Genomic DNA, 16,561 nt, shown 5'->3' with positions numbered 1-16,561 from the left:
CATATGGAAGGGACAGGGCTGCTAATGGTCCTGTCCCTTTTTATTTTTAACGTGCAGGTGAGAAATTAGCTACTTGTTTGAGGATGACTTCGATTTGTTCCAGTGTCTCGGTTCCAAGAACAACATCAACGGCTTTCACATTCTCTTCGATCTGTTCAGGTCGAGTCGCACCGATGAGCGCAGAGCTTATTCCTGGTTGACGGAGTACCCATGCTAGAGCGAGCTGTGCGAGAGAGATATGGAGCTGCTGAGCAACCTGCTCCAGCTCATGAACAACTTGAAGCACTTGGTTATTCAAATAGCTGTTAATGACACCATTTACGGAGTCGTTAGCGGCACGACTCTCAGTCGGAATCGGCTGTCCCAGCTTGTATTTACCGGTTAAAATGCCTTGAGCAAGCGGCGAGAACACAACTTGACCCAATCCTTTTTGCGCTGACACAGGCAATACTTCTCGCTCGATATAGCGCTCAAACATATTATAAATCGGCTGATTAGAGATCAGCGGTCTTAGGCGCAAACGCTCGGCAATACCAGCTGCCTCGGTAATTTGGGCACCGCTCCACTCACTGACAGCGGCGTACATAATTTTACCTTGAGCAGCTAAGTCGTCCAAAGCGCGAAGCGTCTCTTCCAGCGGTGTATGGATGTCATAGCGATGGCAGAAGTATAAATCAATGTAGTCGACACCTAATCTCTTTAAGCTCGCATCACACTGCTCGAAGATGTGCTTACGGGATAAACCTCGATCATTCGGACCATCACCCATCGGGAAGTAGACCTTCGACGAGAGCACATAGCTTGACCTCTCATAGGGCTTCAACGCCGCCCCCATCGCTTTTTCGCCCTCGCCACGATTGTAAGCATTAGCTGTATCGAAGAAATTAATGCCACTTTCAAAAGCTTTCGCGATACAAGCATCTGCTGCCTTTTGTTCGGCGGCTGTTCCGTAGGTAAGCCAGCTCCCCAAGCTAATTTCACTTACTTTTAACCCGCTGCGACCTACGTTTCTATACTTCATGAAATGTTTACCATCCTCTCATTATGCTGCTTTGAAATCATTATAAGAGTGGAGAGGATAGCTTGACAATGACGCACTATTTGTTCACTTAGTTACTTTAACTTAAGTAACCGCCGATTGCCGATAGCGAAGAGGTGTCGTTTTGGTCATTTGACGGAAGACGCGTCCGAACTGTACAAGTGACCCGAAGCCTGCCTGCTCAGCGATCAAAATAACTTTAAGTTTCGTAGTTGTCAGCAGTCGCTGCGCTTCTTGCACACGAACGAGATTCACATATTCAATAAGCGAAAATCCGGTAATTTCCTTGAACATCCGGCTTAAATAGGCCGGGCTGATTTCGAATTGCTCAGCCAGCTCTTCCAGACGGATAGGTTCAGGATAATGAATATTGATAAATCTCACGATGGTGGAAATTTTCCGATGCAGTGGTGAAATGTGTTCGGGAGATGTAGACGGATGCATAAGGACGAATCGTGCTGTAAACAGCAGAAGCTCAGTCAAATATTGACGCAAGGCGAAAGTTTGCCCAAGCTGCGGCTCCTTCGCTTCATGAATCAATTTACCCAGAATGTCTTCGACTAAACGCCGAGTAGGCAGATCTAATCGCAGAACGGGAGTAGCATGTGTGAAAGCATCGAGAAGAAATGGAGCATCCTCTTTGGCATTCGCTAAAAAGCTATCATCGAAATTAATCACTACACGCGCATGTCCTAAGTTGTCCGAGTCTGATGTCGCATGAAGCTCACGCCGATTTATAAGCACTAGGTCCCCAGGAAGAATGAGATACGAGCGATCACGAATGAAGTACATACGCTCACCTTCGTACAAATAGTAAAGCTCGTACATGTCATGCATGTGTTGAGTCCTCTCGAAGGAACCAGAACGATGAATATGTTGGATATAAAATGGGCCTTCTTCTTCATTGCCGAAGGTGACAGTTCGTGACATAGGTAGGACTCCTTTGGTTCTTAATGATTATTTGAAGTATAGCATGATTTTAGTGAAAAATATGAATAGTTTTAACGAAAAATAAGAAGAGATGATGAGAAAATTTTCGTACCTTGCGATATGATTGAGCTATGTGAAATGAGTAAACGCTTGCATAACAAGGGAGGATTTACACAATGAAACAGCTTATCGAAGCTATTAAATCAGGAAATATAACGACATTTTCTTCACCGGATGTGAAAGTGTATGCACCATCTTTTACACAAGTAGGTAATACTTCCCTTTTAATGGTGCGAACAGCGGCAGGTAAGAAGCTTATCGCTGCAGGCGAGGGAGAACTATACGACCAACTCATTGGGGAAAACGTGGATGGCGGTAAAGTAGCTTCTTTATCTCACGAAAATCGTCTTACGCTTAACCAATTCCTTCCATATACAGCTCCGCAGGCATTTGGTACACAAGTAGCTACAATGGGTTTAGGTGATCGACTTGGGATTGCAAGCCCTGGACATATTCAAACGATTCGCGGCAAAGACATTCGCCCAGTACTAGCACAGCAAAGTATTCGTGAACTTGCGCTAACAGGCCGAACCTATGAGGATGTTTTGGATGCGGCTGCTTATGCTGTTTTCCAAGAGGGCTATAAAGATGGGTATGGTGCAGACGGTGACCATTTGAAGAAGGAAGAAGACATCGAGTACGCGCTGCGTCTTGGTTTTACGATGCTGACACTTGATTGCTCGGAAAATATCGACAATACCATTGAATCTATGTCTGAAGCGGAAATCGCAACAAAATATGAACAGCTGCCAGCTAGTTTGCGTAATCATTATGAAAAGCGTTACCTTGAAACAGCAGCTAATGTTCCTGGAGCGACGCTTAACTATACACGTCAAGCTTTACAGAAAGATGTGCTGATTTACGACGCAGCAATTAATTTCATGGAAGCTATCTTCCGTAAGTATATCGCGACGCTTGATCGCGCAGTCGATTTTGAAATCTCTATCGATGAAACGGCTACGCCGACATCTCCTGAAGCGCATTATTTGGTAGCTAACGAGCTTCGCGACCGTGGAGTTACGATCTTCAGCATGGCGCCGCGATTCTGCGGGGAATTCCAGAAGGGAATTGACTATATCGGCGATATCGCTCAGTTTGAACGTGAATTAGCTAGCCATGCCGCGATTGCTGTACATTTCGAATACAAGCTTAGTATTCATTCCGGCAGCGATAAATTCAGCGTATTCCCTCTCATCGGGCAGTACACAAACGGCTTGTTCCATATCAAAACAGCAGGAACGAACTGGCTCGAAGCGGTGCGTGTCGTAGCGAAGGTAAATCCTTCCTTATACCGCCGCATGCATCAGTATGCGCTTGATCATTTCAGTGAGGCTACAGCTTACTATCACGTGACAACTGACATTAACGCTATCGTCCCATTAGGGGAAATGAGCGATGCTGATCTGCCGGATTACATGGAAGAAAACAATGCTCGCCAACTGCTGCACATCACGTACGGCTTGCTGCTTCAATCGAAGAATGCTGATGGCAGCAAACAATTTGCGGACGAATTCTTCCAGACCTTGGCGGAACAAGAAGATGCCTTTGCTGAAGGTCTTCGTTATCATATTGGCAGACATTTAGAGCTGCTGGGTAAATAATCATAAAGTCGATCTCCAGATATGCGGAGGTCGGCTTTTTCTTGTATGATTAAAGAAGTGAGTGTTAGACAGTAAGATAGTGAGGTAGCTGCATGCAAAAGAGATTAAGCCGCAAACATTTTCGGGTTCGGCTGGAAGATATGATTGTTACGTTGCGTCAAGAAATCTTGTCTGGCAAAGCGGCTATCGGCAGCTACTTGCCTTCTGAAAGTGATCTGGAAAAGCGATTCGAGCTCAGCAATGCATCCGTTCGCAACGGTCTTAAAGTTCTCGTAGAGGAAGGATTTATTGAGAAAATTGCCAGGGTAGGAAATAGGATAATAAGTCCCTCTTCCGAACAAAAGACGGTTATCAAATTTGGTTATGTCCAATCATTTGCCGGACTTGTCGAGATGGAAGAGCTGCTGGCTGAGTTTGCTAAGCAATACCCGCATATTGTTGTCCATCCAATAGAGCTGCCTTCAGGCAGCTATTCCAAGTCATTGAAGCAATATATGGAAGCGGAGCTCCTCGATTGTGTAATGATTAATAATAATAATTTTCAGGATTTCGTGGAAAATGACTGTACCCATTTATTGGAGCCGATTGAGCAAATGGATGATTTGTACCCTTTTTTGACGGAACCGTTTCAACATGGAGGTCACACGCTCGTTCGACCGTTTAATTATTCGCCTGTCGTTTTGTGCTATAACAAAAAGCATTTCGAACAGTCTCAAGTTCCACTGCCGGATAGCAGTTGGGCATGGCGTGATCTTTTTACATATGGTCAACAATTATCTGTGAAGAATGAACGGTTTGGCTTTTATTTTTATTTGCCCTCCCGTAACCGCTGGCCGATCTTTATGCTGCAGAGCGGAACAACCTTTCAGACCGACGATAGCGGAAACTACCGATTGCATGGAAGCAAGATTATAGAAAGCTTAGAAGCATGCAGAGATCTGCTGGATGTATTTCCAAGAATTCTTTCGGAAAGCAATGCCGATGCGGAAGCACTTTTTCTAGAAGAAAAAGTTTCGGTTATTATGACAACCTATTTTTTCTTAAATCAGCTGCGAGATTCTAACATTTCCTTTGAGGTCTCCCCATTGCCAGGTTTACAGGATTCTAGTACGCTGCTCATAATTAATGGACTAGCAGTTAACAGCCGGTCTTCTAACAAAGAGGCAGCAAAGCTGTTAATCGACTTTCTGACCTCATATGAGATTCAATTAATGCTTCGACGCAAAACTTTGAATATTACCGCTCACCGACGTGCCATGGAGTGGGAGGGGGAGGAGTCAGGGTATCGTCCGTCTAGATTTTTTTTATACAGGGAAATAGTCCCCACGTTTCGGCTAATTACGGAATTGGGCCTCAGCAATTACCAATTAAAAAGCATCCAGCGTGATATTATGTTATTTTTATCGGGTCTGCAAAATAGTGCAGCGCTTAGCTCCAGATTGGAACAATTGTTGATCGAAGCTAAAGAAAGCAACATCATTCATTCCTCCTAAGGGTTTTTCATAGGTAAACACAGGTGCAGGCTCATCCAAAGAGCTTGTACTTTTTTTATTTCCACCCCATAAAATCACAAGTTGAACCAAAGAAAACCATATTGGCTGCGCTTACATTGATGATATCATAAATATATGAGTTAGATACGAGTCAGGAATAAAGTGAAATGATAGACGGGGTGACTAACATGCAGCATAATGGTGTTTATTTTCACAATGTCACGGAACTTGAACAGCTGCCATACCTGCCAGGACTTCGATTACACCGGTTTCCGAAGCAGGTTCGTCACAGTTTAACGGAGAAGGGCAGAACGAAGGCGGTGCAGTCGAACGGCTGCGAGCTTCGATTTGTTACAGAAGCGAAGTATGTACAAGTGGTGCTGGCTTCGCAGGATACGAACGGTAAAGTGCTGGTGTTCAAAGGCGACTTTTTCCATTCTTCTCATCAGTTAGAGGCGGGGGTTGCAACAACCATTCAGTTGGAAGAGCCTGAAAGGTTTGCTCAAGTAATCCCGGAGAAACTGAACAATAGGGCGTTCTCTTCTAATGTTTGGCGCATTTTCTTTGAACGGTTTAGCGCTGTATTCTATGATATTGATGCGTTCGGGTTTGAAGTGAGGCCTCCTCATAAGGATGAGATGCCTCAGTTGACACTTCTAGCTTACGGCTCATCGATAACGCAAGGGGCAGGAGCTTTAAGCCATTACAATGGCTATATTCAGCAAGCTGCCCGACGTCTAGAAATTGATGCTTGTAACTTAGGACTTAGCGGATCCTGCTTCTGCGAAAAAGAGTTGTCCGATCATATTGCGGAACGCATTGACTGGGATATGGTCTATCTTGAGATTGGTGTCAACATGCGAGCGGTTGTTTCTACGGAGGAATTTGAACGACGCTCATCCTATTTACTGGACCGTATCATTGAACGGCACCCGGAGAAGCCAGTATTTCTAACCTATATTTATCCAAATCGGGCTACGTATTTCAGTGATTATAACCATGATTACAGCGAGGCCGAAAGACGCTATAACGAAATCTTAGCGCAATATACAGCAAATAGAAGCCACCCTTTCCTACACCTGTTGGACGGGAGCGAGATCGTGGATGACTTTACTTCGTTGACCAGCGATCTCATTCATCCTTCTGATTATGGCCATATTCGAATGGGAGAGAAGTTGGCAGGTTTCATGCTTCCAACTGTAAATAAGCTGCGAGAATCGCAAGTGAAACATGGAGTCATTTCCAAATAGGAGGAGATTGATATGAGAAAGAAGTGGCTTTTATCCATAATTAGTGCATCTTTGCTTGCCGCAACCGCAGGATGCTCGCAGGCAGGGAAGCAGGAAACAGCAACCACAGGCAAGCCTGAGGGTGGGAAGGCAGCCTTCTCGATATCCTTCCGGTCCGGGAATATTTCGTACGCGGAAAATCATCCGAACATTAACGAAGAGAAATGGGTAAAGAAGCTGGAGGAGCTAACGAATACAGATTTGGACATCCGATTAATGTCTCACAAAGAATTCGATCAAAAGATGATCCAAATGTTCGCCATTCATGATATACCCGATGTTGTTCAGGCGAGCTCTGGCTTGACGAATCCGCAATTGGCAGGGTCGGTACAGGCTGGTGTATTTCTACCTTTAAACGATTTATTAGAAAAGCACGGCAAGAACCTTTTGAAAAAAATACCGAAAGAAGCATGGGAAAAAGAAACGGACGCCAAAGGGAATATCTATGCGATACCAGAGTGGTTATCGAATCCGTCCAGAAGAGCGACTTGGATCCGTACAGATTTATTAGAAAAAACAGGCCTGCCAGAGCCCAAAACGGTTGATGATTACCTCAACGTTATGCGTGCGTTCAAGAAGCTAGGTGTTGAGAATCCATATATGGGACGAGAAGATTTCGTATATGCGGATGCTTTCTTCGGGGCTTATGATGTTTTCGGTAACTTCTTTATGAAGCAGGGCGATCAAATCGTTCCTAAGTTCTTTAACGTAGAAAATATGCAAAAGGCCATTCAAACCTATAAAACGATGGTGGATGAAGGCTTGATGAATAAAGAGTTTGAAACCATCAATCCGACCAAGTTCAAAAACGATATTTTAGCCGGAAAAGCAGGGATATGGAACATGAATGCCAACTTGTTGATTCAATGGGATCAGCAGTTGAGAGAAAACGTGGCAACCGGGAAGATGAAATTGATTTCATCTCCAACTGGACCTGACGGCAAGGGCGGATTGCGGCTTGTCGGTAACGTGACTAGAGCTTATTTGATTAATAAAAGTGCAAAGGATCCAGCGGTTATCATTAAATTTTTCGATTGGATGGTTAGTGACGAGGCGGAGAAATTTTTTACCTTTGGTATTAAAGGTGAGAATTACACGGAAGAGAATGGCAAACTCAATTATAAAGCGCCAACGAACGCTAAGGATGTAGATGAGGAGACTTATAGACAAATTTTACTCTGGTTAGTTCAGGATACGACTTATAACAAAGGAACTTTGAGTCTTACGCCTGAGGGGCAAGGTCTGATGAAACTGTATGATACAGTGTTGGCCAAAGAAGGACGTGACGGTATCCAGTTCGATCCGCAGCTGAAGGGATATTTGAAGAATCCTGATCTTGCGCCAACGGGGGATAAGCTTCCGCCTGTTATTCTCACTCATGTTTTGAAAATGGTTTATGGAAAGGAACCGATCTCGGACTATCCGAAGGTTTTAGAAGAGTGGAAGCAAAAAGGCGGCAATGATGTCATCAAAGAAGCTACGGAAAGATTTAACAAAAATGATGGCGTTAATCTATCGAGAACGAAGAACTGATAACTAGGAAAGCGAGGGTGATAAATGAAGTACTTACTGCGAAGTATTGAGATACGTATAGCATTATGCGTAATTCTGCTGATGACCGTTGTTTCACCAATGTTTGAAATGAAATCGCTTTCAGTTGAACCGGTAGTCACACAAATCTTTTATGACAGCTTTGAATACGGTAACGGCGTTGCTGTCCCGACATCATCGCCATCCAAGTGGGCGCAAGAGGGTCTGAACGGAAGTCTGGTGAAGACGACAACCAGCGGCATGCATACAGGTACCTATGGGATAAAAGTAGATGCTACCGATTCGCTAAGCCTGCAGCTTAGTACGCTCGGATACCAAAATATTCAGTTGAGCTACTGGTACAAAGCAAGTGTCACAGCAGGCAGCGTAAAAGTGGAGTATTCCGCAAACGGAGGTTCCGATTGGTTTGCTTTGGATCCCATTAATAAAACGCAGGGCTCTTTCGCACAAAGAACGTACACCATTACGGCAGCAACGTACACACCTATTGATAATCTTCCGGATGTTAGAGTGAGATTCAGCGTGGACTCAGCACTAACAGGCAACATCTATATCGATGATGTGGTAGTTAGTGGCACAGCTATTTCCAGTACACCGGAAGCACCTTCAACCCCACAGCCCGAAGGACCAGAAATCGAATTTTTCTCCGACAATTTCGATGATCCTGATAATTACGGTTCAGAGGGCAGTGTATCCATACCGTCCCCTTGGTTACAGGAAGGCGCTGGGGGAAGCGCCGCCAAAACATCAACTTCAACAAGTGCTCCATCGCTACCCAATTTTGTCAAAATTGATTCTAACGATGCACTAGCTTTACCGCTCAATACGACTGGATATGGAAACATTAAGCTGAGCTATTTTACAAGAGCATCCTCTTATATTAGCGGAAGTATGGTCGTGGAGTGGTCGGGGAACGGAGGAAGCAGTTGGACGACTTTAGAAGAATTCAAGCTAGCACAAGGCACTGCTGAGCAAAAAAACAGCGAATCCAACAAACTGAAAACGTGGACATTAGGAGCGGATGCCAACAACAACGCTAACCTTAAGATAAGATTCAGAGTGGGAGATCCCATGCAGGCGAATATGTACATGGACAGTGTGTCAATGACAGGGCAAGCTATTCCGGGAATCCCGCCTGCTGTTACACCAGTGCCCACACCTCCGCCATCCACGGACCCGGTACCTTTTCCCGTACCAGATGGTGTTACTTTGTATGAAGATGTTGAAATAGGAACAGCGGGCAACCGCCCCCTATATACGTCGATTGCAGTGCCCGAAACTTCGCCTGCTGCTCCATTGCCTGTCGTAGTTTATATTCATGGTGGAGGCTGGAATCACGGGGACAGGAAACAAGCGCTAGCTAACATATGCGGATATGTGACCAAGAGAGGATATATCGGCGTTTCGCTAGACTACCGCCTCACTCCTGAAGCGCCTTATCCGGCCCAAATTCAGGATGTGAAACTGGCCATTCGTTATTTGCGAGCACATGCCGCTGAGTACCATATTGATCCTGACCGTATCGGTGTATGGGGCTCTTCAGCGGGAGGCCATCTTGCTTCGCTGCTCGGTACTTCAGGGGATCTCTTAACGAGTGATCAGGTGGTTCTCGATAATGGAAATACGGTAAATGTGCCAGATCTGGAAGGCTCAGGAGGCTGGCAGGAATATTCAGATAAAGTGCAAGCAGTGGCTGACTGGTTTGGGCCTGCTGATTTCACAACTGCTTTTGCGAATAACTATAGCTCAGTAACGGCGCTTCTAGGCGGGAACAAAGCCTTCAATGTGCCAGATCAAGCGAGACTTGCGATGCCCGGTACGTATGCATCTCCGGATGATCCGCCATTCTGGATCCGGCACGGGGACGCGGATTCTACGATTCCCTATACAGATAGCGTTACATTTGCCAATCAACTAACAGCCGCGGGTGTTCCTGTTGTTGACTTCAAAGTTGTCCCTGGGCAGGGCCACGGGTTCACAGGAACAGCATCAGAAACAGCCAATGCGGAAGCATGGGCATTCATGGATCAGTATGTTAAGAACAGGACCGTGACAGATCACATTTTATACAAAGACGGCCATACACCCAGCAATCCAACAAATCCTAATCCTCCTGCTCCGACTGGACCGAATGTTTCAGCTGTTTTGGATCCTTCCATTTTCACAATGGAGGTTAACGGGTCAAAGGAATTGACTGTATCGCTTACGCCGAATGATACCGTAACACAAACGGTGACATGGATAACGTATGACAGTAGTGTTGCAACCGTATCCTCGTCAGGCTTGACAAGCGCATTGGTGTCAGCTGTAGGTCCGGGTACAACGAAAATACGGGCAAACGTGACAACCTCCGTCAATCAGCAGGTATATACGGATAGTGAAATAACAGTGGTACCACAGCGACCTTCTGGACCTGGAACGGTGGTTGAAAATGAAATAGGCAGTCCACTACCAACGGATGATGCACTCATTGACAGCAGCAAAGCAGGTATGAATTTTAATTCAGCCACGGGCACAAGCGCCGGACTATTTAGTGTTTCCTCAGGAAGCACAAATAAAAAATACGTTTATTTTAAATATGATTTGTCCGGCTTGAGCGATCCTGATTACAAATATATATTTCAAGTGGCCGGGAAAAGAGGCAGCTCCAACACCAATGTGGAGCTTTCACTTTATGGGATCGAGAATACGGAATGGATGGAAACAGGTCTAACATGGGGCAACTCGCCGGTCAATAATCTGGCTGATGCCGCTTTTATTGGCAAATTCACGGTGTCGACCGATAAAGGATCCAGCCCGGAATTGTACAGTGTGGATGTATCCGATTATGTCAGAAGCCATTTGACCCAAGGCAAGGTTGCCTTTGTAGTGGGAGATGCGGAAAACACGGGTATTTCCTTAAACCTCTATTCGAAGGAAGCTAACGGTACGAGTAATCCAAGACCTCGATTAGTTGTTAAGGAGATCGTCGATATCTCGAACGATAACACACCGCCCTCATGGCTGAGCGCCAGTCATTTAGCAGTGTCTAACCTTGGGACTGATTTCATCAACTTGTATTGGCCAGCTGCAGTAGATAATACGAAAGTTATTGAATATCGGATTTACCAAAATAATACATTTCTGGCAGCGGTAAATGGAAGCACTTCTTATAACGCTGTTGGGTTGAGTCCAGGAGCAGTGTATACGTTCAAAGTTGAAGCAGTAGACGCAGCAGGGAATATCAGTACGTCTCCGCTGACTTTTAGCAGAGCAACGCTTTCGGCACCGCTGACACCCCTACCGGTTATCGGTGTAACCGCGAGCGGAAGCGATGGAAACATCGAGATTAACACGATGGACAGCAATTCGTACACACGTTGGTCTTCATCGGGTGATGGGCAATGGATTATGTACGACTTGGACGACATCAAACGCGTCGGATATGTTGGTATTGGATTTTATAAGGGGGATGTGCGATCAACGAATTTCGAAATCGAGACCTCTGAAGACGGAACAACTTGGACACAGCGATTCAGCGGCTCCAGTAAGGGCACTACTACGACTATGCAAGCCTTTGATATTCCTGATACGGATGCCAGATACGTGCGAATTACAGGCCATGGCAATTCGGATGGCAGCACATTCACAAGCATAACGGACGTTCATGTGTATCCTCCATTCGCTAACGGGGATACGCCGGTTGCCCATATTCCTTATGTGGTACCCGGTCCGCCGCCGGGGGCTGTGCCCTTTACCGAGCCGGGGATGACAAATGCGGATGGCACGAACCATCCTATTCATATGCCCCATGTAACATCAGGCAGGGTTATAAATGTGTTGGATTATGGTGCGGATCCTGCAGACAACGCTGCTGACGACCGTTCTGCCATTCAGGCGGCTATCAACGCAGCTGTTGAAGGTGACGAAGTCTATCTGCCGAATGGAACGTACAATTTGAATGCAGCTCCTGACGGAACTACAAATCTATTATTGAAAACGGGGGTCAACCTCCGTGGTGAAAGTGAATCCGGTACAGTGTTGAAAACGGCTCTTAACAAAGTTAAAAACAGCACGGTATTAAAAGCAGCCAATCAGCATGAGCTGGTTATTTCCAATCTAACACTAACCTCCACTTGGGCGGGCGCTTATACAACAGATCATACGGTAAACAATCCGGCAAATGGCGGACCGGACAGCATGATCGCTATTTCGAACTATGGCGAATATCCTTCCTACAACATCACCATAGATCACGTAACGGTTGAAAAATTTACTCGTATGGGAATTCGCATTGATAACAGTCATGATGTCGTTGTAAGAAACAGCACCTTCCGCAATGCCACTGATGTAGGGCCAGGCGGGTCAGGGTATGGAGTCGCAATCCAAGGTATGGCGAAGGTAAATCGGCTAGGGTATGACAATGATACAAAATGGAACTTGGTGGAAAATTCGTCTTTTGAGGGGCCTTACTTAAGACATGGAGCGCTCGTTCAATTTGTCGCGCATAACAACACCATACGCAACAATCAGTTTACTAGGACCAAGCTGGATGCGATTGATCTTCATGGAGAACTGGAATATTTAAATGACATATACGGAAATTTGATTACCGATATTATCACGGGTGGAGCTGTTGGTCTTGGTAATACAGGGGGTACAGCGCCAAGTAATCATAGTAAGTCCGGTCCCAAAAACCATATCCATGACAATATCATCCGAAATTCTCGAGAAGGTATTGTGATTACGATGGGTACACCGGATACGATCATTGCGAACAATATCATTGAAAGCACGACGAATATAGATGGGGCTTCAGGTATTAATGTCTTGAACGGGCCAGGAACGATGATTAGAAATAACATAATTCGCAATAATACGGCGCCCAATTATTGGGCTATCCTCTTAGAGCATGACAAAGGGGATGAAAAAGCGAACTATATCGGTGAAGGCGATCCGCTGAACGTGCAGATTTTGAATAATACGATTACTGGGAACGCAAATGGCATTCATCTTCAAGCGGGGACTAATATTGTGCTCAGAGGAAATATACTAGAAAACAGCGGTACGAACTACCTGAAAGCTCCAAGTGTGACGGCTGTGGAGGAAGATGAACCGCCAATTAAAGAAGAACCTTCCTCCGACGCTGACCCAAGCGATCAGAACCTGGGGAGAACCTCCTCTTCCGAGCCGCCAACCGGCAGCCACGCTGATATAGGAGTTACGGAAATAAAAACCGTTGGTGATAAACGGATAGCGTTTACAAGTGTAAATGAAAAACAGATTGATAATGCATTGCAAAACACAGACTCAAGTTTGCTTGCCATCACGGTTGATAGCGGTGAAGTCGAACAGGTAAATGTAAAGCTGAACAGTAAATCACTGCAAAAAATTATCGCCATCAAATCGATTCAGACGATTTCTGTTAATACCAAGCTGGGAACGTATCTGCTGCCGAGTGATCAAATTAACATCATCCAGTGGGCTGCACAATTGAACACGAATCTGGAGAACATGCAGCTTGAGATCATCATCAGCGGGAATGATAGCGCTGAGCAGCACGCTGAATCATCCGGATTAAAGGTACTTGGTGTCATCGATTTTACAGTACAAGTGTCTGGGGTAGATGGGAAAATGATAAATATCGATTCATATACCCAATATATAGCTAGGGTAATCAAAACGGAAATCCCAGTACAAGATGGGAATCTGGCTGCTGTTCGCGTTTCGACTGATCGCAATGGCAAAGTTAGCTACGAGCCGGTACCTTTTTCTGTAAAGGGCAATGAAGTGATGATTTACAGTAGAACGAACAGTACTTACATGCTGATAGACCATCATCTTTCATTCAAGGATACCCAGAGGCATTGGGCCAAGGATGACATTGAGAAAATGGCCAATAGACGAATTGTTCAAGGAGTGTCTTCGGAGATATTTCATCCGGATGTACCTGTTACACGTGCTGAATTCGCTGTGCTCCTTACCCGTTTTCTAGGTTTGGAGAATACCGCAGGATTATCAGGCAAGATCAGCTTTGAAGATGTCCCGAGCGATGCTTGGTATCGTGATTCCCTTGCAGCGGCTGTAGGATCGGGAATTGTGAACGGTTATGAAAATAACGCATTCCGTCCTGATGGAACCATTAGTCGGCAGGAGATGGCGCTTATGATCTATCGAGCCATACAATTCGCAGGCAGCAAAGATCAAGAGCCAGCCAACCAGCAGCCCATATTTATGGATCAAGACAAAATAGCAGACTGGGCGCAAGAGGCAGTTAACCGCTTGACCGGAATGAACCTAATGGAAGGCATTTCGAACGGTAACTTTGCACCTTCAGATGTTACGACCCGTGCACAAAGTGCGGTTATGTTATCCAAAATGCTGCCCGTACTTTCTTTTACACGGTAGGGAAGAGTCACCTTCGCAGTAGGTTCTCCGCTTTCATATTGGCAAACCTTTAATGCTGACACTTGTGGCTTATCGTAAGCAAGTTTTCTTTTTTCTATAAAAGTAGCGTTTTACTGCCGATGATTTCAAATCTCGAAACAAACAAACAAACAAACAAAGAGCCAAACGTTTGTAATATCAACGTTTGGCTCGCTTGTTTTTATAAGAGTTTATTCTTCATTTGTAGGTTCATTTCGATAATCGTCTTCACCTGGATAGTCCCGCTTAATGCCTTCATGCAGCTCGTGATTTTCGTAAGAAAATTGATTAGGCGGGCGTTGATCCTTACGCCATGGTGAGCTCTTTCCCAGCGATTCTGTATTTAGGCTAGTGCCGTATGGACCTTCTGGGAATTCCTCTGGAATTAGGTCATTACGCTGCGACTCAACCGTCTCTAGATCAGTGAAGTCATCGCGGTATTCAGGGATGAAGCCTTTCGCTTCAGTTTTCTTAGCTAATTGGGGGGATTCGTCAATCATGGATAAAGCCTCCTTATCAGGTTGCTATGCTTTTTCCAGTTTCCCCCGCAGACAGCTTAAATATCCGTGAAATGAATGGAACCAATAATTTGTGACAGGAATTCATTAAGTTCTTGCGCTTGTTCCTCATTCAGTTTATACACATGCTCCAAATATCCTTCTTCAGCTAGATCATCTGGGCCAATAACAGCGCTGCGTCCGGATTGCAAGTCAATAACAAGCTTTTTGCCGAAATAACGGGACGTCGTCATAATTGCGAGATCAAATCGGTGCAATGCGTTGCCAACGAAGCAAACGAACCGTGTTGTTGTTTCTTCCTGATGGTCGTATAAAAAGTCATAATCAGACATGAAGGCCCTCCATTCTCTTTCTAGTATGTACCCCATTATAACCGAAAAAAGCTCGTCAACAAAACATATCTTGCGCCCATCTGACAAACATGGTATGATTTGGATATTGGAAAAAGGGAAGCACCTTTTCAGCTAACAAGCTGAGGAGGTGCTTTTTCGTTTTTCTGAACCTATTTTTAGCTACCGTTTGGAGGAGAAGGCATGAACATTGTATTTCTGAACACATTGGAGAAAGAAGCGGGGGATCATCGCGTTACATCGGCTCAAGTGTCGATTGGGGAAGAACAAGGCATTTGGAATGTCTATTGGAATGAGCCTGATAGTGCTGGCAAAATTCAGCAAGATCAGTGGTATCAGGGGGTAAGCTGGGATGAGATGCTGAGTGCTTTCCGTCAAGGGCTGCGGGATAAAGTTCGTTCTGGATACCGTCCGCTTGTTAGTACGGATTTGGAATCAGCGCAAGGACTGTCAGGCAAAGCTAGAATGACACAGATGCTGACCTACTACTGTGAAGAAAATCCAAGTGAGGAAGTGTACGAAACGCTCCGCGCTTGGAGGCGCGAACAAGCTGCCCGCGAGGGGAAAGCGCCGTATATTCTCGCCACGAATCGTGTCCTTCGCATGATCTCCGTCTTCCTGCCCCAGAGCAAGGAAGAGCTGCAGCAAATTCCTGGCTTCGGCGAGCAGAAGACGACGATGTACGCGGCAGATGTGCTCAATCTCACCGCTGAGTATACACGGTCGAATGGCTTTCCTTTAGATTGGGTAGCTAAAAGTGTAGACACAGTGAAGTTTGAGGCTTGGCTCCACGCTCAGAAGGAGCAAAAACTGCGTTCCGAGCTTGACCGTGAGGTTAGCAAGCGCAAACTTCTTGAGATTGTTGCTGGCGGAGGAAGCTTGGCAGATTTACAAGCAGTGCTAACCATGCCGCGCCGGGAACTACTTCTTTGGGTGGAGGATTTGGAGCGAGAGGGATACGATATGGATCCGCTTGTAGAAGCGGAGCTTGCTTCGATCCCGGAAGACGAGCAAATCAAAGCCTGGAACGCCTTCGAATCGGAAGGTGACCGCTATCTGAAGCCAGTACTGCAGCGCATCATCGGCACGGAGGAGCTCAAAGGCAAAGAACTTGACCGCGCCTATGAGTGGCTGCGCTTGCTTCGTTTGCGCTTCCGCAGGGAGAAAGAAAGGTTTGCTTCTCAAGCTGCGAGCTAGTTTGTGTTGACTTTGGTTGGGATTATATGATTAAATGGTCAATAATCTAAATATCAATTAAAGCGATGACGAACACGGGCTATGCCCGAAGTAGGAGAAATGCCGCTGCTGCAGAGAGTCGGTGTAGG

Annotated in this window: 10 protein-coding genes and 1 other annotated feature (1 of these 11 only partly in view); of the genes, 6 read left to right on the top strand and 4 right to left on the bottom strand. The window is 45.6% G+C overall.

Translation table 11 applies throughout. The features are described from left to right. Window positions 1–46: 46 nt before the first annotated feature. Window positions 47–1,021, bottom strand: coding sequence for an aldo/keto reductase family protein (locus ASG85_RS24715; protein ID WP_057304822.1), 975 nt, complete (start codon window positions 1,019–1,021; stop codon window positions 47–49). A gap of 102 nt (window positions 1,022–1,123) precedes the next feature. Beyond that, a complete protein-coding gene (locus tag ASG85_RS24710; protein WP_060648022.1) occupies window positions 1,124–1,969 on the bottom strand; it encodes an AraC family transcriptional regulator in 846 nt (281 codons plus the stop codon). Window positions 1,970–2,145: 176 nt separating this feature from the next. Here ASG85_RS24710 and ASG85_RS24705 point away from each other — a divergent pair, with 176 nt between their 5' ends. From ASG85_RS24705 to ASG85_RS39395, 5 genes are all read left to right on the top strand, one after another. Beyond that, complete coding sequence (locus ASG85_RS24705; RefSeq protein WP_060648021.1) at window positions 2,146–3,630, top strand: tagaturonate epimerase family protein; 1,485 nt, start codon at window positions 2,146–2,148, stop codon at window positions 3,628–3,630. A 92-nt stretch (window positions 3,631–3,722) separates the two neighbouring features. Continuing rightward, window positions 3,723–5,123 carry an extracellular solute-binding protein gene (locus tag ASG85_RS24700; RefSeq protein ID WP_060648020.1) on the top strand — a complete coding sequence of 467 codons (1,401 nt, stop codon included), beginning with the start codon at window positions 3,723–3,725 and terminating at the stop codon, window positions 5,121–5,123. Window positions 5,124–5,311: 188 nt separating this feature from the next. Further along, entirely contained in the window at window positions 5,312–6,373 is a 1,062-nt protein-coding gene (locus ASG85_RS24695) for an SGNH/GDSL hydrolase family protein (RefSeq protein WP_060648104.1), read from the top strand. Window positions 6,374–6,385: 12 nt separating this feature from the next. Continuing rightward, window positions 6,386–7,945 carry an extracellular solute-binding protein gene (locus tag ASG85_RS24690; protein WP_060648019.1) on the top strand — a complete coding sequence of 520 codons (1,560 nt, stop codon included), beginning with the start codon at window positions 6,386–6,388 and terminating at the stop codon, window positions 7,943–7,945. 24 nt (window positions 7,946–7,969) lie between these two features. Next, window positions 7,970–14,350: an S-layer homology domain-containing protein gene (locus ASG85_RS39395; RefSeq protein ID WP_082588213.1), complete on the top strand. Its 6,381-nt coding sequence runs from the start codon at window positions 7,970–7,972 to the stop codon at window positions 14,348–14,350. Window positions 14,351–14,559: 209 nt separating this feature from the next. On the opposite strand, the gene ASG85_RS24680 is transcribed toward ASG85_RS39395, so the two are convergent. Together ASG85_RS24680 and ASG85_RS24675 are read right to left on the bottom strand one after the other, a co-directional pair. Continuing rightward, window positions 14,560–14,868, bottom strand: a complete 309-nt coding sequence (locus ASG85_RS24680) for a hypothetical protein (RefSeq protein WP_235549312.1) — start codon at window positions 14,866–14,868, stop codon at window positions 14,560–14,562. A 56-nt stretch (window positions 14,869–14,924) separates the two neighbouring features. Continuing rightward, the gene (locus ASG85_RS24675; RefSeq protein WP_029194108.1) at window positions 14,925–15,218 is read right to left on the bottom strand and encodes a DUF3055 domain-containing protein; all 294 of its coding nucleotides are present in this window, start codon (window positions 15,216–15,218) and stop codon (window positions 14,925–14,927) included. A gap of 201 nt (window positions 15,219–15,419) precedes the next feature. On the opposite strand from ASG85_RS24675, the gene ASG85_RS24670 reads away from it, so the two are divergent. Beyond that, on the top strand, window positions 15,420–16,433 hold the full coding sequence (locus ASG85_RS24670; protein WP_060648018.1) for an HRDC domain-containing protein: 1,014 nt from the start codon (window positions 15,420–15,422) through the stop codon (window positions 16,431–16,433). Window positions 16,434–16,501: 68 nt separating this feature from the next. After that, window positions 16,502–16,561, top strand: a binding site (T-box leader) (it continues 197 nt past the right edge of the window).

The organism is Paenibacillus sp. Soil724D2 (assembly GCF_001427935.1).
Taxonomy (GTDB): Bacteria; Bacillota; Bacilli; order Paenibacillales; family NBRC-103111; genus Paenibacillus_E.
The sequence above is the reverse complement of the archived record's forward strand: the minus strand, read 5'-3'. Positions and strand labels throughout refer to the sequence as shown.